This window comes from Caballeronia sp. SEWSISQ10-4 2, from assembly GCF_030464885.1.
GTDB lineage: Bacteria > Pseudomonadota > Gammaproteobacteria > Burkholderiales > Burkholderiaceae > Caballeronia.
Genome location: NZ_JALPRJ010000111.1, coordinates 1 through 20478 on the forward strand (window position 1 = coordinate 1; position 20478 = coordinate 20478).

Genomic DNA, 20478 nt, shown 5'->3' on the forward strand with positions numbered 1-20478 from the left:
AGCACCGTGCTATCAGGTGCCAAAAACTGGGGCTTGCACGCTAGGGACACTAACTTGCTGATTGTTGGAGGCGTTTTCTTTGCTTCTGTTTCTTTTTCGCTGTTGGAAATGAAGTGCCGCCACGCACAGTGCTAATAGTGATAAAAAATACAGCCAACATCAACATATAACGACCGCAGGCCTGAGCAGCAGCAACCCAGCACTGACCCCGACCGTTACGCCCGAACCCCCCGTGCAACCCGGCATAACCCCCGACCAAGTGCGAACGAAAATCACCCCTTCACCCCGCATTAAAGTTTTTTAATCATCGCGCGAAAGAGCTGACAGGACCATCTCGCTACGCTTGCAAGTTCATTGTTGCGAGAGACACTACTCCATGTCCGAACCGCATCGTTCGGCGCTGTTGCCCGCATTTTGCCGCGTCGAACCGGTGCGTCCGGCCTGCGCGGTCGTACTGGCACTCGCGCTGCTGTTTTCCGGCTGTTCGCTCGTGCCCGCGTACAAGCGCCCCGATGCACCGCTTGCCCAGCGCTTCGACGGCGCCGCATCAACTTCGCTCGCCGATACCACGCCGGTTCAAAGCGAATGGTGGCGCGCGTATCAAGACCCCGCGCTGAACGCGCTGGTCGAGCGCAGCCTGCAGAACAATTTTTCGCTGACGTCGGCGGTGGCGACCGTCGAAGAAGCGCGAGGCAATGCAGAGAAAGCCGGCGCGCCGCTATACCCGTCGTTGACGCTCGGAGCAACCTACGACCGCAGCCATCAGGGCGGCGCCGGCGGCAAAAAAGGCTCGACGGGGAAGAGCCAGAGCGTCTTTCTCGAAGCTAGCTACGAAGTCGATTTCTGGGGACTGAACGCGGCGAACGCCAACGCCGCAATGCTGCTCGCGCAAGCATCGGAATTCGACCGCGATACGGTCGCGCTGACGCTGACGGCATCGGTGACGAACACGTACTTCCAGATCCAGTCCCTGCGGCGCCGGGTGATGCTCGCACGCACCATTTCCACCGACGCCGAACACATTCTTCAATTGCTCATCGCGCAGAAGGATGCCGGCGTGGCGACGGAGTTGCAGATCCAGCAGCAGCGCAATGCACTGGCCACGTTCCAGGCAAACGTGCCGGTCTTGCAGCAGCAACTCGATCAAAGCCTGCATTCGCTTGCCGTGCTCACAGGCAGCGCGCCTGAGCAAATGAACGTGGGTGACGTGCAACTGAGCGCCATCCCGATCCCGGCAGTGCGGCCCAACTTGCCGTCGAGCTTGCTGGAAACGCGCCCCGATATCCGCTCGAAGGAAGCGACACTGCAGTCCGCGAACTACAGCGTCGGCGCGGCACGCGCGGCGTACTTTCCGACCCTCCTGCTCACGGCCGATGGCGGCTTGAGCAGCGGCTCGCTGTCGCATTTCCTGACGAGCCCGTTTGCGAGCATCGCGACTTCCCTAGCTGCACCGATCTTCGATGGCGGCGCGTTGCACGGCCAGCTTCATGCGAACCAGGCGGCAGTGACCAAAGGCGTGGCGGACTACCGGCAGACGATCGTGACCGCGCTGCAGGACGTTGAAGATTCGTTGACGGCCGCGCAGCAACAGCAGCTTGCGGAAGCCTCCGATCAAACCGCCGCCGACGCAGCGCGCCAGGCCGCGACGCTCGCCGAGGCGCAGTACAAGTTCGGCACGGTCGACTTCCTGACCGTACTCGACGCACAGCGCACGCTGTACCAGGCAGAGGACACGCTGGTGCAGGCACGTCTCTCACGGCTGCAAGCGTCGGTGGGTTTGTTCCGTGCTTTCGGCGGTGGTTTTGGCGTCACCGATTCCGCACCCCAGACGTCTCCATCAAGTTCCCAATCGAATCCTGGCAACTCATGAAACAAGAAGACATTCCTCTTCAGCCGGCGCCTCGCGGCCAAGATAAACGGTCCATGCATGCACCGTTTATCGTGGCGACACTTGTCCTTGTCGCGCTGCTTGGCTGGTGGCTGTGGCCGAAACATCCGGTCAGCGCTCCGGCTGCCGCCGTTCCGGTCAACGCCGGTCATGCCACCTTGCTCGACTTCCCGATTCGCCTCGCGGCGGTGGGCACGGTCCAGGCGCTCAACACGGTCGATGTGAAAGTGCGGGTCGACGGACAACTCGCCCGCGTTACGTTCACTGAAGGGCAAGACGTGAAGGCCGGTCAGCCACTTGCACAACTGGACCAGGGTCCGCTCACCGCACAATTGCGGCAGGCTGAAGCTGCACAGCGCAAGGATCAGGCAAGCCTCGATAACGCCCGCCTGGACCTCGCCCGCTTCTCTAAGCTGGTGGGCATCGGGGCGGCGACAACGCAAAGCGTGGACACCGCGAAGTCGCAGGTCGAGTCGTTTGCGGCGAGCGTCGCAGCCGATGCCGCGCTGGTTCAGAGCGACCGCCTGCAACTCGGCTTCACGACGCTGTACGCGCCATTCACGGGCCGCGTCGGCGCACGCGAGGCCGACCTGGGGGCGATCGTTCATCCGGCGGATACGACCGGCATCGTCACCGTCACGCAGATGGAACCGATCGAGGTGCTGTTCTCCGCGCCACAGGACGGCTTGACCGACCTGCTCGCGGGACAGGCGAAAGCACCGCTGCCGGTGGACGTCACCACGCGCTCGGGAAGCACGGAGCTCGCTTCGGGTTCACTGGTTTTCATCGATAGTCTGGTCGATGCCACCACGGGCCAGATCAAGCTCAAGGCATCGTTCACGAACCAGGAGCGCAAGCTCTGGCCGGGCGAACTGGTCAACGCGCGCGTGCTGATCCGCACCGACAAGCAACGCCTGGCCGTGCCCAGCCGCGCAGTGGTGAATACACAGAACGGCTCGCAGCTCTACACGGTAGGTCCGAACGGGAAGGCGCAGTTGCGGCCGGTGCAGGTCGGCGTCAGCGTGGACGGTATGACAGAAATTCGCGGCGGCGTCACGGCGGCAGACCTGATCGTTTTCGATGGCCAAAGCCGTCTGAATCCCGGCGCGCCGGTAGCGGCGAAGGTGGTAGCCGCGACGCCCGACACGGCCGCTGACGCCGCCAACACCGGCACCGTAGGCGATCCGTCATGAGCCTTCTCGAACGTTTCATCCAGCGCCGTATTGCAACGAGTTTCCTGGCTATCGCGGTGCTGCTTGTCGGCGCGGTCGCCTACTTCCTGTTGCCGGTCGCGCCGTTGCCGCAGGTCGACTTCCCGACCATCCAGATTGTCGCGAAGTTGCCGGGCGCAAGCGCGGAGACCATGGCGACGTCGGTAGCGACGCCGCTTGAAAGGCAACTGTCGTTGATTGCCGGCATCACGCAGATGACCTCGTCGAGTTCGCTCGGCACGACGAACATTGCGGTCCAGTTCGATCTGACACGCGACATCAACGGCGCGGCACAGGACGTGCAGACGGCGATCAACGCGGCCGGCGGCACGCTGCCGAAGAACCTGCCGAATCCGCCGACGTATGAAAAAGTCAACCCCGCCGACTTCACCTTGCTCTCGCTCGCGCTGACATCGCCTTCGCTGACGCTCACGCAGCTCGATGGTTATGCGGAAGATTATCTCGCGCAGCAAATCTCGCAGATGCCAGGCGTCGGTCTCGTCGACTTTCATGGACAGCAGCGTCCGGCCGTGCGAATCCAGTTGGACCCCGACAAGCTCGCAGCACGCGGCCTCACGCTGGAAGACGTGCGTTCGATCGTGGGTGTGCAGACAGTCAACGCGCCTAAGGGGAGCCTCAATGGTCCCGACCGCTCGGTCGTATTCAACGCGACGGACCAGCTCACCACCGTCGATGGATACCGTGACCTCGTAGTGGCTTACAAAAACGGCGCACCTGTTCGCGTGCAGGACCTGGGCACGGTCATAAGTGCGTCCGAAGACACGCAGCAAGCCGCGTGGCTGCAGCATGAACGCACGATCATTCTGGACGTGCACAAGCAGCCCGGATACAACGTAGTCCAGACTATTGCCAACATCAAGACAGCGTTGCCCGCGCTCGAGGCGACGCTGCCGGCCGCTGCGCATCTGCATGTGGTGGGCGACCGGACCCAGACCATCAATGCGTCTGTCCACGACGTGCAGTTCACGCTGATGCTGACGGTTGGACTCGTCGTGATGGTGATCTTCTCGTTCCTGCGCAACCTCTGGGCGACTGTGATCCCGAGCCTGACGATACCGCTCTCGCTGGTCGCGACCTTCGCTGTGATGTACGTGTTTGGCTATAGCCTCGACAATCTTTCGCTGATGGGCCTGACCATTGCAGTGGGTTTTGTTGTCGACGATGCGATTGTTTTGATCGAGAACGTGATGCGCCACATCGAGGAAGGCGTGCCTCGAATGCAGGCCGCCTTGCTGGGTGCGCGCGAGGTCCGCTTCACCATCATTTCCATGACGATCTCGCTGATCGCCGTGTTCATCCCGATCCTGCTGATGGGCGGCATTGTCGGGCGACTGTTCCGCGAGTTTGCCGTGACGGTGAGTGCGGCGATCCTGATGTCGGCGGTGGTGTCGCTGACAGTCACGCCGATGCTTTGCGGCTGGCTCATCCGCGCGCCCGGCACGGACGGCGGCCGGACGCACAAGCTGGAAGCGTGGCTCGAGCGAGTTTTTACGTGGACCGAGCGGCGTTATGAACGTGGGCTCGACTGGGTGCTCTGCCATCAGAAGATCATGCTCGGTGTGACGGTTGCAACGGTCATTGCAACGGCCGGGCTCTTCATCGCGATTCCGAAGGGCTTCTTTCCGCAGGAGGATTCCGGGCTGATCATGGGCGTGGCGCAAGCGGCGCCCGACATCTCGCCGCATTCGATGGCGACGAAGATGCAGCAGCTTGGGTCTATCATCGAGGCCGATCCCGCCGTCGATAACGTCTACTACTGGATGGGTGCGAATCCGACTGTGAGCCAGGGTCGCGTGATGATCAACCTGAAGCCATTCGGGCAGCGCCCGGACAGCGCCGGAAAAGTGCTGAACCGCCTGAAGCCGAAGCTTGCCAAGGTGATCGGCATTTCGGTCGCCATGCAGGTCCGCCAGGATATCCAGGTGGGTGGCCGGATCAGTGCGGCGCAATATCAGTACACGTTGCAGGCACCCGACGTTAACTTGTTGAATCATTGGGCGCAGGTGATGACACAACGGCTGTCGGCGTTGCCCGAACTGACCGATGTCACCTCGGATCAGCAGGCGTCGGCGACTAGCGCGAACCTGGTGATCGATCGCAGCACCGCATCGCGTTTCGGCATCACGGCGCAAGCGATCGACGACACGCTCTACGACGCCTTCGGCCAGCGCCAGATCGCGACGCTGTTCACGCAGCTCAACCAGTATCACGTTATTGAGGAAGTCGATCCGAAGTTCCAGCTGACGGCTGACGCGCTTGCTCACCTGTACGTGCGCTCGCCGCTCACCAATTCGCTCGTGCCGTTGAACACGCTCGCCAAAGTCGAGAACACCGTATCGCCGATTTCGGTCAACCATCAGGGCTTGTTTCCCTCGGTGACCATCTCGTTCAATCTCGCCGCGAGTCAGTCGCTGGGTAATGCGGTGAACGCCATTCATCATGCGGAAGTAACGGCGGGCAAGCCGGATTCACTAACCGGTACATTCCAGGGAACGGCACAGGCATTCCAGGCGTCGCTGAAGAGCGAGCCCTACCTGATTGCTGCCGCGCTCGTGGTGGTGTACTTGATTCTCGGCATCCTGTATGAAAGCGCGATTCATCCTCTGACCATCATTTCCACTCTGCCGTCCGCGGGCGTGGGCGCGTTGCTTGCGCTGATGTTATGCGGCCAGGACCTGTCGATCATGGGCATGATCGGCATCATCCTGCTGATCGGGATTGTGAAGAAGAACGCGATCATGATGATCGACTTCGCGCTAGTCGCTGAACGGGAGCAGGGCTTGTCTCCTCACGATGCAATCCGGCAGGCGTGCGTGCTGCGGTTCCGCCCGATCATGATGACGACGCTTGCTGCGCTGTTCGGTGCCTTGCCGCTGGCGCTGGGGCATGGCGCTGGCGCGGAGTTGCGGGTGCCGCTCGGGATCGCGATTGTCGGCGGCTTGATCGTCTCGCAGATGCTTACGCTGTTCACCACGCCGGTGGTGCATCTGTGGTTTGACCGGCTCGCGCACTGGATCGACCGGAAGCGCGAGAGCAATGTGACGGCTGAAAGCGCGCCGGTTCGGTAGAGGGTGCGCTGGTCATTTGATGTCTGGTCAGCTTGGTGGCGGCCTGCTATTTGCAGCAGGTCGCCATTTGCTTTTTACGGACGCCGAAGATCAGCGGCGGACTTGGCTTCAAGTCTGGAACGGCGGGTTATCGGGTCACCCAGCCGCGCCGGATCAGCGGTGCGAACAGCGGCCGGTAAGCGATCATCGCGGCGCGCACGACCGGAGCCGCGAACCAGCGTCCGGTGAGTGCGCACAGCCACGCACTGATTCCCGAGACCAGCGCGGCACCCACAATATCGAATGGAAAATGCACGCCGATATAGATCCGGGCCCACGCCATCGGTAGACCAAGAAGCGCGAGTACCCAGCCCGCGCGACGCGCTTCGGGGTGCATCAGGAGACTGAAGGCGACCGCCCAACAGAACGTCAAATGGTCGCTTGGAAAGGATGAATCCGCTCCGTGCACGATCAACGTATGCCCCAGGCCGATCATGAAAGGCCGGGGATGCGGCCACATCACGCCGATTATCTGCGCCGCCAGTAATGCCAGCAGTGCCGACGCGCTGGCTTCGACCAGTCGCTGCCGCAGGGCGTCGTTGCCGCGCAGCCAGCCCAGAACGAGCGTGGCGGGCACCAGCCAGATGGCGTATTCGCCGAACAGCATGGCTAATGCAACGACGGCGGAGTTCGGTTGCGCCGATGCGTTGATCAGCAGGAAAAGAGTCTGGTTGAGTGCTTCCATAGCCCCGTCGATAGATTGGTGAACGACCGGAGAGCTTATCGAAGAAGGCTTAGCTAATGCTTATGACTGTTCTGATATCGCTGTAATTTTCTGTTGCAGAATGTGAGCTTCGACACAACCGTCGGCTTCGTGGTCGAGATAAACGTGACGAAGGAGATCTTGTCCGGTTTATGTCGTAAACGTAATCTTGCAGTCACTTTGACGTTATCCGCTTAGCGCAACAATGCTTTCAGTCGGATTGACTTGTCCCGGTTAAAGGGACGCTTCTGGAGAGTCAAGAAAGATGCGAGTATTGCTGATGGATGCGGGCGCGCTTGACACTGATGTGCCGGTGTCCTTGCGTCGCGAAGGTTACGTAGTCGACTGCGTGCAGGGAAGGGAAGCGGCCGGGCGAGCGTTCGGCTGCGCGCAGTACGATCTTTTTATCGTCGACGTTTGCCGTGACAGGCGCGAAGGCATTGTCGCGTTGACGCAGTATCGGAGACTTGGCGGGGAAGCGCCGGTCATCATTGTTACTGAAGCCGAGGCTATCGAAGACGCCTTGATCGGGCTCGACGCCGGGGCTAACGACTACCTTTGCAAGCCATTGGTCATGGGGCAATTGTCCATGCGGATACAGACGTGGTTGCGGCGGCATCGAATTGGCCGGAACCCCGTCTACACCCACGGTCTGCTTGAACTCGACCCGGCCGCTCGCAGCGCAAGCAAGAACGGCGTAGGCGTACACCTCTCACCCCGCGAGTTCTCCCTGCTGCAAGCCTTGCTGGAAGAACCTAATCGCGTGTTTTCGCGGACCGAACTCGAGCAGCGGCTTTATAAGCGTGGAGAAGCAATCCGGAGCAAGGCGGTCGAAGTGCACGTGCATTACCTTCGTCAAAAACTGGGTAATGACGAGATCATCACGATCCGGGGTAACGGCTATCGCCTCAAGATGCTGGCTTAACAAGGCTTAAGCGTTCGATCGCAGTTCGACCGCAGCCAGCGCGTCAAGCATGTGGCGCACCTGCCGGTCCCCTCATTGAATCCTGGCGTCGGTACTTCCAAGCGTCATGCGTGTCGAACGCGCAGGCCGGGCCAGGACAGCATGCTCATCACGATGCCGGTCTACAACGAAGTCGATAAAAGACCGGACGGCCTGAGTGATGAACGGCTGGCCCGAGTACAGCATCCATACCGTGCGCTCGTTGCTGTCGAGCTGGAAGTCGCGTAGCAGGGCAACAAGCGATCCCTCGGCCAGCTCCCGCTCAACCAGAACATTTGCTATGCGCGCAATGCCAAGGCCCGTGACGGCAGCGCTTTTGACTGCCAGCAAGCTTTGGGTTGTCAGGATCGGGTTGAGCGAAACCCGATGCGCGCCATTGAAGTCCCTGAACTCCCAATAGCGGTTTGGCGCATCCGCTGCCAGCAGGATGTCATGTTCGCTCAGGGCAGCAGGCGTAGCCGGCTGTCCCCGTCGCGCGATGTAAGCCGGAGCCGCGACGACCACGTCATGCATGCGTGCCAGCGGCCGGCATACCATGGACGAGTCGCGCAGGCGCCGCTCAGCCGTGAAGCAAAGATCATAATTTTCCGGCGCGATCTCGTTGATCGTTTCATACACGGTGACGTCGAAAGACACGTGCGGCTGCTGCGCGCGAAACGCGGTCAGAATCACCGCAAGCTTGCTTTGCGAGAATGAAGCGGGCGACGCAATCCTGAGGCATCCCACGGGGTGAGCCGTCGTCGCAAGAATGCGCTGCTCCATCGCTGTCAATTGCCTGAGCAGGTCCTGGCATCCTTCGAAATACTCCTGGCCCGCCGTGGTGAGCGCCACCCTCCGGGTCGTGCGATTGATCAGCCGGATACGCAGATGTTTTTCGAGCGTTGCTATGCTACGTGTCACCACTGCGTTCGATATGCCGAGCTGGCGTGCTGCGTCGGCGAAGTTCAGGCACTCCGCGACCTTTGAGAAAATGCGCATCGAATCGAGCTGATTCATGACTTGTCATCCAGGGTCACCAACATTGCTGTTAGCTTGCAGCAGTGTTGGTGACGACAGACGAACTGCCCGATTACAAAATTGATATCTTTCTAGAAGACATGCCGTAACGCGACGCGGCCGACAAACTGGTTCTGCGTCGACGACGGCGCGTCGGTGCCGGGAATAAAGGCTCCGTTAAGCGGTGCGGCCGAAGCGGAGACAGCCGAGACGTGTTGATACATACCCTGCACATAGACGTCTGTCCGGGTCGACAGGTTGTAGTCCACCATCAGGCCGAACTGGTTCCACTTAGGCTTGGAGTCTCCGGCGGAACTGTTGAAATGACCCATCGTGTAGGTGTACATGGCCCCCGCGAAAAGATCCTTGGCGAACTGGTATTTGAAGTTTGCTTCAAAGTTATCAAACTTCAGCGAGCTCGCCGTGTTAGCGAAATTGCCGACGTAGGTGGATCCTGTAGCGTTTGTCAGGTCGGTATGCGAGTAGACCAGCCCCAGTGTCGCGGCGGACCCGATCGTATAGTTGACTCCGCCGCCCCAGATGCGCTCCCGGCTCGCGAAGAAGTTAGTGTCATTTGTGGCGAGCGAGCCGCCCGTCGTCCCGCCTGGGTTGTTGATCTGCATGTAGGCCGCTGCGACTGTCAGCGGACCGGCTGCATACTGTGCGCCGAGGCTGTACGCGCGATTGTTCGCAAAACCGCCGGCCTGATTACTGAACCCATACAAGCCGCCGAAGGTGAACCCGCCATAGTTGTTGCTGGCGTACTTGACCGTGTTGTTGAGTCGGAACGAATTGTCAGTGTTGTCGTTGTCCAGCGGGTGGGACATCAGGTAGCCCGCCCAGTTTCCGTTTGCCGTCAGCGGCGCAAGGTAGTCGACAACGGAGTCGTACTGCCGGCCAAGGGTTACAGTGCCGAACTGCGCTGAACTCAGGCCCACATACGCCTGCCGGCCGAACATGCGGCCCCCTTGGTTAAGGCTTCCGGAATTGACGTCGAAACCATTCTCAAGCTGGAATATTGCCTTGAGTCCACCGCCCAGATCCTCTGATCCTTTGAGGCCCCAGCGGCTTCCCTGAGCGTCGCCGCTCTGCAGCTGTTCGTTCGAATGACCTCCCACGTTACTCGTGTAGTTGAAGCCTTCGTCGATCACGCCGTATAGCGTTACGCTGCTCTGCGCAAAGCTCGAAATCGGACAGGCAAATACGCCCATTGTCGCGCCGGCGACCAATAGTTTTTTCATTTTCGGTTCCCTTGGATGAACTTTGATTTGATCGTGCGACACGGATCTTCGACGTCGTTGATCGAGGTCTCCGCAGCACGCCAGGGGAACTTTAAAATCGTCATAAATAGCGGCGACATGCAATTCTCTAGTGTGAAAATTGCGTGGTGTCCGACCCACTATCGGCTTGGACCACGAGTTGGCCCGACCGTGCAGATAACAAGCTTGTAATCGCGGCGTCAGCGTATGGACAGTGCTGGTTGCACAGAATGAAGTCCTGCTCATCACTACCTTAAGGCGATGAGCCACGGGCTTCAATCATGGTGACTGGAGCTACATTTCGCGAGGTCTGCTTATTATGAAAAACCTTATCTGCGCAATACTGGCTACTGTTCTGATCGCTCCGGCTGTATCGTTCGCGCAAACCAGCCATGGTCCCGTTACGCGTGCCGAAGTACGCGCCGAACTCGTTCAACTGGAAAAAGCGGGCTACCAGCCTGCCGCGAAGCAGAATCATTATCCCGATGAGATTCAAGCGGCTGAAGCACGCGTGCAAGCGGATAACGCTTACGCTTCGCATGGCAACGCGCCAGCAAACACAGCGGCTGCGGCCTCTGCGTCAATGCCGGTTGTTTCGGCCAACTAGGTTGGTGAACCAGTGCAATGGGTAAGGCTTCAGTCAGGGCATGACCTGACTGAAGCCGTTAGCCGCATCGATATAGTCGATGCGGTCCTTGCAGCTTCACATGCGCAGTCTTGCAACAACGTGACTAGTTATAGCCAAGTATCGCCACGGCCGTAATGTCGGCACGATCGGACACGTTGCAGGCCAGCACGGTCATGGGCGCCTGAAGCATGGACATATAAGAAGAGCACTGCTTTTCGGCTTTGACACTCGCCTTGGACACCTTGCCATGGCTTCCTGCGAGCGATGAGGTTACGGCATTGAGATGATTGAACGTCTTCATGTTGAACACCACTTCGATTATTTATCGGCGCAAACAGCGGCTTGTCAGGTAGACGTATGCGCCTGATGGGCGCGTTCCCGAGACTAAACACCGGACAGCCGAAGTTCGTGTTCTTCCAGTAAGCGCCAACTGTCAGGTTCAGGACATTGGTAGTGTCACCAATGCGTCCGCTCAAGCCCGCTCTGGCTGGGGCTGCGCGACACCAAGCGTATGTTTAGGGCAACAGTATTGAAGACTCGCGAGCGCAAGGGCCGGCATTCGATCGGTTGGCGCCGCCAGTGCTAGTGTTTATCGGCCGATGCGGCCTAGGCGCTCTTAACTAAGGCTAAGGTATTGGCGGCCTTGCGCGTCTCAAAACCGATGGCACAACAAGGATCGACCACGTGAACAGCGATGCGGTATCACGCGATGCTTACGTGGTGTACTGCGCTGCAAAGATGCTTTCGGCTAACAACATGCAGGACGATAACAAGTCACGCGTGACCTCGAATCACTATGCGTGATTTAATCCCGCGTTGCTTGGCGCTCCGACCTTCATTCCGCCAGCGGACGCGCAGCCGTCTCTTCTGGCTCATCGCCAAATCCTGCGGCCTCACCATTAGCTGTATCAGCCGTCCTGATTGCATCCTGGGATGTGTTTTCCAACCCCAGTTGCCGCCGTGCTTTTTCCCAATACTCATCTGCGCGTCCATCGGGACTACCGTCTTGTTCCCAAAGATAGAACGCAAGCGTGCGAATTTGCTCTTCCGACATTTGGACGTCCATAGTGTGCCCCGTAAAAAGTGAAATACCCGGTCCGAAAACCACAGGTCGACGCAAGGCGTGACCGCGTTAAGCTCGCTTGAGCCTACTCACGTTCGCAGCAATTTTCATGACACCCTGGGCGGTTCGAGGGACTACGGAGAGGGACCTAAGGACGGCTGGATTTAACTGGCAGCGTTGAAAGATTGAACCGCAGACTCAGCCACCAGCGAAGGTATGACGAATAAGCGTTGTGCGCGGAATTGGGGGCGGGGTCCACAACGGCAATCGCACCAGATCCTGCGATGCCAAGCCACAAAGCACTTGGATGCGGCCGCGGTTAGCAAGCGGCCGCTATTGCGCCGGGCAGCACCTCGCCCGGCGACTTCGAGTACTTAGAAGATCACATACACCTTGCGCATGGTTTCTTCGACTTCCCAAAGCCCTTCCGTGTTCGCTTCGAAGAATAGCGTGTCGCCGCCGGCGAAGTGAATCGTGTCTTCGCCGTCCGGCGTAAAGCGCCCGCGGCCCGCGAGAAAATGCATCACTTCCGCCTGCTTGACCGAGCGCCGGTACGTTCCCGCCGAACATTCGAAAATACCGGTATCAATAGCTTCGCTGCCTTCGATCACCCGCTGCACTCCCGACACCTGAATCGGCGTCGTGCCCGGCAGGCCGGCTGTGCCCCAATCCTCAAGATTTTGCAGGCTGACGCTTTGTTTGATTTGCTGAACCTTCATGTGGACCTTTTCGATTCGTTATCCGTGATGTCAGACGGCAGTTTCCCGCTCTACCTTTCGCTCGATTTTCCCTAAGCGCACGACCGTCACGCCAGGACGCAATTGCCGCAGTGACGGCATTACCAGCATGCAGTCGTTGTAAGGCGTGTGGATCGGCTCGCCGTTCGACCAGCCGATCAGGCTGCCCGCCTCGGGGAAAATTTCCAGGCCGGTGTAAGGCGCGGCGAAGCGAAAATCCATGCTCTGCGCGACAACCGGTTGCGTCACGCGCACGACATGCATTGTCTGCGGCAACGGGGCAAGCCAATCGCCGGGCAAGTCTTCACTGTCAACCACGCCGGACAGCAGCAGGAAACGCGCGGTGGTATCGCGTGCGACCGTGACGGCGCTGCGTTCCCAATGCTGTCCGCATTCGATCAACAGCGCGTTCTTGGGACTATTGGCTTCACCGAAACCTTCGTAGTCGCGCATCCGGCGGCCTTCGGGATGACCTTCATCGCAGATCACCGTAGCCGGAGTGCCGAGCCGCAGCGAGAAGTCGATACCCTTGTCCAGCGGACCCGCGACAATCAGCGGCTTGCTGCGTTCGTGCATCGAATGAAGGTCGAGCAGGGCATCCACGGTATCGATGACCGGGCGCATCTCGCGAGCCCGTGCAAGCTCGCTGGACGTACGCGATGTGTCGTCGAGCACCTTGCTGGTCCATACGCGATTGAAGTCCTGATCGACGAAACGGGCGGCATCGGGCTTCGACGGATCGAAGCTGGCATACGCTGCGACATTCGCGAACGAGAGCGTCAGACGGCCGCACCGTGGCCGCAGTTTCAGGCGCAACAATGCATCCACGACAATCGCGCCGCACACCTCATTGCCGTGCGTCAACGCGTTGATCATTACGTGCAGACCGGGCACGCCGGAGTCGAAGGTGTGCACATAGGGAATGCCCGATCCGGACTCTTTGTGGATCGAGATATCGGGGAACGTGACCTCGATCGGATAGTGTTCAGCCGGCGCGCTCATGCGAGATTCCCCTGGCACAGGTACTTGATCGACAGGTAGTCGTCGAGGCCGTATTTAGATCCTTCGCGTCCGTAGCCCGATTCCTTCACGCCGCCGAAGGGCGCCGCTTCGCTTGCCAACGCGCCTTCATTGATACCGACAATGCCGGCTTGCAACGCTCGCGATACGCGGTCGATGCGCCGCACATCCTGGCTATAGAAATACGAAGCGAGGCCGAACGGCGTGTTGTTGGCGGCTTCGACGGCTTCGGCTTCGTCGTCGAAACGGAACAGCGGCACGACTGGCCCGAAGGTTTCTTCGCCGCACAGGAGCATCTCGTGCGTGGCGTCGGCGAGTACCGTCGGCGCGTAATAATGCGGGCCGAGTTCGGGCAGGCGCTTGCCACCGGCGAGCACGCGCGCGCCGTGGGCCAACGCGTCGTCGACGTGGCGCGCAATCTTGTCGAGTGCGCGGATGTTGATCATCGGACCGATCTGCGCGTCCGGGTCGGTCGCCGGTGCGACCTTCAGTTCGGCTACGCGGCGGCTCAGCATGTCCGCGAATTTGTCGTATACGCCCGCTTGTACATACACGCGATTCGGGCACACGCAGGTCTGCCCGCCATTACGGAACTTGGCGGCAAGAAGGCCACCGACGGCGGCGTCGAGATCGGCGTCATTGAAGACAATGAACGGTGCATTGCCACCGAGTTCTAGCGACAACTTTTTCAATGTCCTGGCCGATTCACGCGCCAGGTATTTGCCCACCGGCGTCGAACCCGTGAACGTGATCTTGCGCACGCGCGAGTCTTCAAGCCAGTCAGCGACGGTAGCCACGGCGTGATCCCGCGAGGCCGTGATGAGGTTCAGCACGCCCGCCGGCACGCCCGCTTCGTGTGCCAGCAGCACCAGTGCCGATGCAGTCAGCGGCGTGTCTTCAGCGGGCTTCGCGACGACCGTGCAACCGGCCGCGAGCGCCGGTGCGATCTTGCGCGCGATCATGGCGAGCGGAAAATTCCACGGCGTGATGGCCGCAACAACGCCGATCGGTTCCTTCACTGCGGTCATGCGCTTGCCGCGCTGCTGCTGCGGAATGATGTCGCCGTAGATGCGCGTGGCTTCGTCGGCGAACCATGCGACATACGACGCGCCATACGCCACTTCACCTCGGCCTTCGGCCAGCGGCTTGCCTTGTTCCAGCGAGATCAGAGCGCCGAGCGCGTGCTGGTTCGCCAGGATCAGCGCGTTCCATTTATGCAGGATCGTTGCGCGTTCTTTCGGCAGCAAGTCACGCCACGCGGGCAGCGCGCGAGCGGCTGCGTCGGTGGCGGCGCGGGCGTCGGCGGGGCTGCTGTCGGCGACTTGCGCGATAACCGTGCCGGTGGCGGGATCGGTGACGGCGAAGCGCGCATCGTCAGCGGCTGCGCGCCATTGGCCATCGATGAAATTGTCTGAGCGGATCAGCTCTTTCAGTTCGAACTGGCGTGTCATATATCCATGCTCCTTAGGTTTAAGCCAACCGTGCGGCGATCGCCTGGCCGACTTCCGTCGTGTTCGCCTTGCCGCCAAGGTCGCCGGTACGCGGACCTTCCTTGAGCGTTGCTTCGATAGCGGCGAGGATGGCGTCGTGCGCCTCGCGTTCCGGGCCTTTGAAGTCGCCGAGGAACTCGAGCATCATGGCTGCCGACCAGATCATGGCGATTGGGTTGGCGATGTTCTTGCCTGCAATGTCGGGCGCCGATCCGTGCACCGGTTCGAACAGCGACGGGAACTTGCGCTCCGGATTCAGGTTGCACGAAGGCGCGAGGCCGATCGTGCCGGTGCAGGCAGGGCCGAGATCGGAGAGTATGTCGCCGAAAAGATTCGTGGCCACGACCACGTCGAAGCGGTCGGGATTCAGGACGAAGCGCGCGCACAGGATGTCGATGTGCTGCTTGTCCCACTTGACGTCCGGATAGAGCGCGGCCACTTCGGCGGCGCGCTGATCCCACCACGGCATGCTGATCGCGATGCCGTTGCTCTTCGTGGCGACGGTGATCTTTTTCTTCTCACGACGCTGGGCGAGGTCGAATGCGAATTTCAGCACGCGTTCGCTGCCGTGGCGCGTGAAGACGGATTCCTGCAGGACGAACTCGCGGTCCGTGCCTTCGAACATCACGCCGCCGACTGATGAATATTCGCCTTCGGTGTTTTCGCGGACGATCCAGAAATCGATGTCACCGGCCTTGCGGTTCGCGAGCGGCGAGGGCACGCCTTCGAACAAACGCGCCGGGCGCAGGTTGATGTACTGGTCGAATTCGCGGCGGAACTTGAGGAGTGAGCCCCACAGCGAGATGTGATCGGGGACGGTGTCGGGCCAGCCGACCGCGCCAAAGAGGATGGCGTCGCAGTCTTGCAGTTGCGCTTTCCAGTCGTCGGGCATCATCTGGCCGTGTTGCTGGTAGTACTCGCAGCTGGCCCATTCGATGTGCTTGTAGTCGATGGAAATGCCGAAGCGCTTTGTAGCGGCGTCGAGTACGCGGACAGCTTCGGGCATCACTTCCGTGCCGATGCCATCGCCGGGGATGATCGCAATTTTGTAGGTTTTGGTCATGTTCGGGGTCCTGTTAAGGGTTTGGTCGGACGGGAGTTTTCCGCGAGTATCTGCTTGTAGTTAATATTTTATTCCGCTCTACAAGGCTTAAAATCAGCGTTTTGGTTAATCCACTGTGCACGAAGCGTGAATAATGAACATCACCCCTTCTCCGAACCTCGATGATCTCCGCGTCTTCTGCACGGTCGCCCGCAAGTCCAGCTTCAGCGGGGCGGCGGAAGTCCTGTCGGTCTCCGCGGCGTATGTCAGCAAGCGCGTGAGCGTGCTCGAAACCGACCTTGGCACTCGCTTGTTGCATCGCTCCACGCGCCGGGTCGCCATCACCGAGGCGGGCGAACGCGTCTACGCGTGGGCCGAGAAAATTCTCGACGACGTCGACCACCTTGTTGAAGACGTATCCACGACACGGCGCATTCCACGCGGGACGCTGCGCATATCCAGCAGCTTCGGCTTCGGCCGGCATATCGTGGCGCCCGCGCTCGCGCGCCTCTCCGACAAACACCCGCAACTGAGCGTGCGCCTCGATCTGTTCGACCGGCTGGTCGACGTGGCAGGGGAGGGGTTCGACCTGGATATTCGTATTGGCGATGAGATCGCGGCGCATCTGATTGCCAAGCGGCTGGCGTCGAATCATCGCGTACTGTGCGCTTCGCCGGACTATGTGGAACGCCACGGCGCGCCCAGGCAACTCGCCGATCTCGCGAGCCATGCTTGTCTTGCGATCAAGGAGCGCGATCATCCGTTCGGTCTGTGGCGCTTGCATGTGCGTGGCGAACCGGTTTCGATCAAGGTGACCGGGCCGCTGTCGACTAATCACGGCGAGGTCGCGGTGCAATGGGCGCTGGCCGGGCGCGGGATTGTGCTGCGCTCGCTGTGGGATGTTCGCCCGTTGCTTGCGAGCGGCCAATTACTGCAGGTCCTGCCTGATGTCACCCAGCCCGCCAACGTCTGGGCGGTGTACCCGGCGCGGCTGGCGTCGTCGGCGAAAGTACGGGTTTGCGTGGACTTTCTCGCCGAAGAATTCGCGCAATGGAACCTGCCTGTACCCTAACTGTGGTTCTGCGAAAACAGGCTTTCGAGCGGGTAGTGATTCTTCACGAACGGCGACTTGATGATGATGAAGCTGAAGTACTTCTCGATGCCGATATCGCGTTCAAGCAAGCCCTCAATGATGCTTTGATAGTGACTCACGCTGCGTGTGACGAACTTCAGCAAGTAGTCGTATCCGCCGCTTGCCAAGTGGCATTCCACGATTTCATCCACGTCCTTGATCGCCGCGACGAACTTGATGAAGTCCTCGCGGCGATGATCGGCAAGGGTGACTTCGGTGAAGACAATCTGCACGTCGCCGAGCTTCTCCAGCTGGATTTGCGCGCCGTATCCGACGATAAATCCCGCCTTCTCCAGCCGCTTCACGCGGATCAGGCATGGGCTCGGCGAGAGCCCGACCGCGTCGGCCAGCTCGACATTCGTGATGCGGCCTTTCTTCTGCAATTGCGAAAGGATGCGCAGATCTATGCGGTCAAGCTTGCCGTCGCTGCTCATCGTCAGGGTGTCTCTCCAGGTGCGTGGGATCGTCGAAAATCGTCAGTCGATCTTATCACGCAGCTATGTGCGTTTTCACGTCACCTTTCACCTCATCTTTAGCCGCTTTGACCTTCAGCGCCGCGCGGACTTCGGGTTCGGCGAGCACGTCGTCGAGCGTCTTTTCAAGGCGCTCGAACATCAGGTCGAACTCCGTTTCCGTATAGCTGAGCGCGGGCGCAAAACCCAGGATGTTGTCGCCGAAAGCACGGAACACCAGCCGGTTGCGGTAGGCAGCCGCCGTGATCCGGTCGGACAATTTAAGCGATGCGTCGAAGCCTTGCCTGGTTTCTTTGTCGGAGACGAGTTCGAGCGCGCCCAGCAATCCGCGATGGCGTGAATCGCCGACCAGCGGATGAGCCAGCAGCGCGTCGAGGCCGCGCGCGAAACGCTCTGCGTGACGCACGCCGTTCGCGAGCAGGCCGCCTTCGTGATACAGGCGCAGGACTTCGAGGCCGATAGCCGCGCTGACCGGATGCGCCGAATACGTATGACCATGACCGACGATCGCGGCGGCGTCGCCGTCGGCGATGCCCTGGTAGATCGCGTCCGACATCAATACCGCGCCCATCGGCGCGTAACCGGCCGTCAGGCCCTTGGCGACGGTCATCAGGTCCGGTTCGACGTCTTCGGCCTGGCAGGCGAACAGCGGGCCGGTGCGCCCAAAGCCGGTGATGACCTCATCGGCGACAAACAGGATGTCGAGCTTTTTGCAGGCCTCGCGCATGGCTTTCAGCCAGCCGAACGGCGGCACGATCACGCCGCCCGAGCCCTGGATCGGTTCGCAGAAGAACGCCGCGACGTTGTCCGCCCCGAGTGCTGCGACCTTCGCTTCCAGCGAGGCGACGGAGGCGGCGATCAGTTCGGCATCGCTTGAGAAATTGCTGCGATATGCATATGGCGACGCGATGTGATGCTGGTTCGGCAGCGGCAGGTCGAAGTTGCGATGGAACGCTGGCAGCGCGGTCAGTCCCGCGCCGACCGACGACGACCCGTGATAACCGCGTTCGAGCGCGATGACGTGTTTCTTCGACGGCCGGCCGGTCGCGTTGAAGTAGTGCGTGATGAAGCGCACCGCGGAGTCGACCGCGTCCGATCCACCCAGCGTGAAATACACGTGTTGCAGCGATGCCGGCGACAGCTCGACCAGCTTTTCCGCCAGTTCGATCGCGGGTGCGTTGCCGAAGTGGAAGTAGCTGGTGGCGTAGGGCAGGCGGGCCATTTGTTCGGCTGCCACTTTCACGATGCTGGGCTGGCCGTAGCCAACGTTGACGCACCAGAGTCCCGAGAAGGCGTCGAGGAGTTCGTTGCCGTCGGCGTCGCGCAGGAACGCGCCGCTGGCGGAGTCGAGCACGGTGACGCCGCGGGCTTCGTGGGCGCGGTAGTTGATGACCGGATGAATCAGATGCTTGCGGTCGGCTTCAATGAGCGATTGGATCGACATGGGGAATTTTCTCGTCGCGGAAAGGGGCTGATGACCGTTCCATACTAGAGAAGGCGGGGGGTGGGCCGACGCCCTAAACAATTCGCCAAATAGCGTGAATGCCGCGTTTTGCAGCGCGCCCGCAGCATTTTCTGCCGCGAGCGCATAAAAGCCGTGGTTGGCGGGGCTTGTCGACTGCTTGTCGACTACTTTATCGACTACTTTGTTGGCTGCCTTGGTTCGTGACGTTCAATAACCGCGATTGCGGTCGATTTGACCGAGCATTGGCAAACCTTCGCGATGGCGGCGCAGGTTCTCCAGCACGACCTCAACGGCGCTGTCCGGCCGTGTCTCGCTTGCTATATGCGGCGTGATTCGTACGCGCGGGTGTGTCCATAGCGGATGCGTGTCCGGCAGGGGTTCGGGGTCGGTGACGTCCAGGATTGCGTTTTGTAGCTGATCGCTGGCGAGCGCTGCGAGCAGATCGTCCTGATTGAGATGCGGGCCGCGTCCGGTTTGAATCAGCGACGCGCCGCGCGGCAGCTTGTTGAATAGAGCTGTGTTCAGCAGGCCGCGGGTGGCTTCGGTGAGGGGCAGCAGGCAGATGAGGATGTCGGTGCGGGCGAGGAATGCGTCGAGCGTATTGGCGCCGGCGTAACATTCGACCCCTTCTATTTCTCGGCCTGAGCGGCTCCAGCCAGCGCACGCGAAGCCGAACAGGCGCAGTCGTTCGAGGACGGCAGTACCGAGTACGCCGAGGCCTAGTACGCCTATGCGTCTGGATGAGGCTGCGCGCACGGGCAGGGGGTGCCAGGTTTTCTGTTGTTGCTGCAGGTAGTAGTCGAAGTGATCGCGGTGGATGGTGAGTACTGCGTGGGTCACGTATTCGACCATTCCTTCGACAATGCCGGGCTCGATCATCCGTACTACCGGGATGTGTGCGGGCACGCCGGAGAGGTCGAACTGATCGACGCCTGCGCCGACTGAGAACACGACTTCGAGGTTCGGCAGGGTGCGCGCGGGGTCCTCGGGTGGTTGCCATGCGGCGAGGTAGCGGATTTTTGCGGGATCGCCGCCCGTTTCCGGCCAGATGTGGAAGGGGATCTCAGGGGCTTTTTGTGCAAACAGCTTTGCCCATTGTGCTCCGCGTTCGGGACTGCCTTTGTAGAGAAAAGTCATGGGGGGTTTCGTTCGCACTCGGGGTTTGGGTTTGGGGCTTTCGGACGTAGTGGTCGGGGTCGGTGCCGGGTTGCTGCTTTCGGCCTCAGTGGTCTGCGTGAGTTAGCTGATTTCTTTATCACTATTAGCCACTGTGCGTGGC

Annotated in this window: 18 protein-coding genes; 6 read left to right on the forward strand and 12 right to left on the reverse strand. The window is 60.4% G+C overall.

Annotated elements, in window-relative coordinates; all coding sequences use genetic code 11:
• The first annotated feature begins 376 nt into the window (after positions 1-376).
• Genes M0D69_RS39425 through M0D69_RS39435 form a run of 3 tightly spaced genes read left to right on the forward strand, consistent with a single transcriptional unit; the run spans position 377 to position 6188 of the window.
• Positions 377-1870, forward strand: coding sequence for an efflux transporter outer membrane subunit (locus tag M0D69_RS39425; RefSeq protein ID WP_301787221.1), 1494 nt, complete (start codon positions 377-379; stop codon positions 1868-1870).
• A gap of 53 nt (positions 1871-1923) precedes the next feature.
• Positions 1924-3081, forward strand: a complete 1158-nt coding sequence (locus tag M0D69_RS39430; RefSeq protein ID WP_301787222.1) for an efflux RND transporter periplasmic adaptor subunit — start codon at positions 1924-1926, stop codon at positions 3079-3081.
• Positions 3078-6188 carry an efflux RND transporter permease subunit gene (locus tag M0D69_RS39435; RefSeq protein WP_301787223.1) on the forward strand — a complete coding sequence of 1037 codons (3111 nt, stop codon included), beginning with the start codon at positions 3078-3080 and terminating at the stop codon, positions 6186-6188. The genes M0D69_RS39430 and M0D69_RS39435 overlap by 4 nt, the downstream gene beginning before the upstream one ends.
• A 127-nt stretch (positions 6189-6315) precedes the next feature.
• Here M0D69_RS39435 and M0D69_RS39440 read toward each other — a convergent pair whose 3' ends face one another.
• Positions 6316-6912 (reverse strand): undecaprenyl-diphosphatase, encoded by a 597-nt coding sequence (locus tag M0D69_RS39440; RefSeq protein ID WP_301787224.1) that lies wholly within the window; start codon positions 6910-6912, stop codon positions 6316-6318.
• A 283-nt stretch (positions 6913-7195) separates the two neighbouring features.
• On the opposite strand from M0D69_RS39440, the gene M0D69_RS39445 reads away from it, so the two are divergent.
• Positions 7196-7855 (forward strand): response regulator transcription factor, encoded by a 660-nt coding sequence (locus tag M0D69_RS39445; RefSeq protein WP_301787225.1) that lies wholly within the window; start codon positions 7196-7198, stop codon positions 7853-7855.
• A gap of 72 nt (positions 7856-7927) precedes the next feature.
• On the opposite strand, the gene M0D69_RS39450 is transcribed toward M0D69_RS39445, so the two are convergent.
• Together M0D69_RS39450 and M0D69_RS39455 are read right to left on the reverse strand one after the other, a co-directional pair.
• A complete protein-coding gene (locus M0D69_RS39450; protein WP_301787226.1) occupies positions 7928-8890 on the reverse strand; it encodes a LysR family transcriptional regulator in 963 nt (320 codons plus the stop codon).
• Between the two features lie 92 nt (positions 8891-8982).
• Positions 8983-10131, reverse strand: coding sequence for a porin (locus M0D69_RS39455; RefSeq protein WP_301787227.1), 1149 nt, complete (start codon positions 10129-10131; stop codon positions 8983-8985).
• Positions 10132-10468: 337 nt separating this feature from the next.
• On the opposite strand from M0D69_RS39455, the gene M0D69_RS39460 reads away from it, so the two are divergent.
• A complete protein-coding gene (locus M0D69_RS39460; RefSeq protein WP_301787228.1) occupies positions 10469-10756 on the forward strand; it encodes a DUF4148 domain-containing protein in 288 nt (95 codons plus the stop codon).
• Positions 10757-10880: 124 nt separating this feature from the next.
• On the opposite strand, the gene M0D69_RS39465 is transcribed toward M0D69_RS39460, so the two are convergent.
• From M0D69_RS39465 to M0D69_RS39490, 6 genes are all read right to left on the reverse strand, one after another.
• Positions 10881-11078 (reverse strand): hypothetical protein, encoded by a 198-nt coding sequence (locus M0D69_RS39465; RefSeq protein WP_301787229.1) that lies wholly within the window; start codon positions 11076-11078, stop codon positions 10881-10883.
• Positions 11079-11612: 534 nt separating this feature from the next.
• On the reverse strand, positions 11613-11831 hold the full coding sequence (locus M0D69_RS39470) for a DUF2934 domain-containing protein (protein WP_301787230.1): 219 nt from the start codon (positions 11829-11831) through the stop codon (positions 11613-11615).
• 383 nt (positions 11832-12214) lie between these two features.
• Entirely contained in the window at positions 12215-12559 is a 345-nt protein-coding gene (locus tag M0D69_RS39475) for a cupin domain-containing protein (protein ID WP_301787231.1), read from the reverse strand.
• Positions 12560-12589: 30 nt separating this feature from the next.
• Complete coding sequence (locus M0D69_RS39480; RefSeq protein ID WP_301787232.1) at positions 12590-13579, reverse strand: M14 family metallopeptidase; 990 nt, start codon at positions 13577-13579, stop codon at positions 12590-12592.
• Positions 13576-15048: an NAD-dependent succinate-semialdehyde dehydrogenase gene (locus M0D69_RS39485; protein ID WP_301787233.1), complete on the reverse strand. Its 1473-nt coding sequence runs from the start codon at positions 15046-15048 to the stop codon at positions 13576-13578. The genes M0D69_RS39480 and M0D69_RS39485 overlap by 4 nt, the downstream gene beginning before the upstream one ends.
• A gap of 19 nt (positions 15049-15067) precedes the next feature.
• Positions 15068-16150 (reverse strand): tartrate dehydrogenase, encoded by a 1083-nt coding sequence (locus M0D69_RS39490; protein WP_301787234.1) that lies wholly within the window; start codon positions 16148-16150, stop codon positions 15068-15070.
• 139 nt (positions 16151-16289) lie between these two features.
• On the opposite strand from M0D69_RS39490, the gene M0D69_RS39495 reads away from it, so the two are divergent.
• Positions 16290-17201: a LysR substrate-binding domain-containing protein gene (locus M0D69_RS39495; RefSeq protein ID WP_301787238.1), complete on the forward strand. Its 912-nt coding sequence runs from the start codon at positions 16290-16292 to the stop codon at positions 17199-17201.
• Here the strand turns inward: M0D69_RS39495 and M0D69_RS39500 are convergent.
• The 3 genes from M0D69_RS39500 to M0D69_RS39510 all read right to left on the reverse strand — a co-directional run bounded on the left by M0D69_RS39500 (position 17198) and on the right by M0D69_RS39510 (position 20336).
• Positions 17198-17695 (reverse strand): Lrp/AsnC family transcriptional regulator, encoded by a 498-nt coding sequence (locus M0D69_RS39500; RefSeq protein ID WP_301787235.1) that lies wholly within the window; start codon positions 17693-17695, stop codon positions 17198-17200. The two genes, M0D69_RS39495 and M0D69_RS39500, sit on opposite strands and share 4 nt — an antisense overlap.
• A 55-nt stretch (positions 17696-17750) precedes the next feature.
• Complete coding sequence (locus M0D69_RS39505; RefSeq protein WP_301787236.1) at positions 17751-19178, reverse strand: aspartate aminotransferase family protein; 1428 nt, start codon at positions 19176-19178, stop codon at positions 17751-17753.
• Positions 19179-19406: 228 nt separating this feature from the next.
• Entirely contained in the window at positions 19407-20336 is a 930-nt protein-coding gene (locus M0D69_RS39510) for a glyoxylate/hydroxypyruvate reductase A (RefSeq protein WP_301787237.1), read from the reverse strand.
• Positions 20337-20478: the final 142 nt, after the last annotated feature.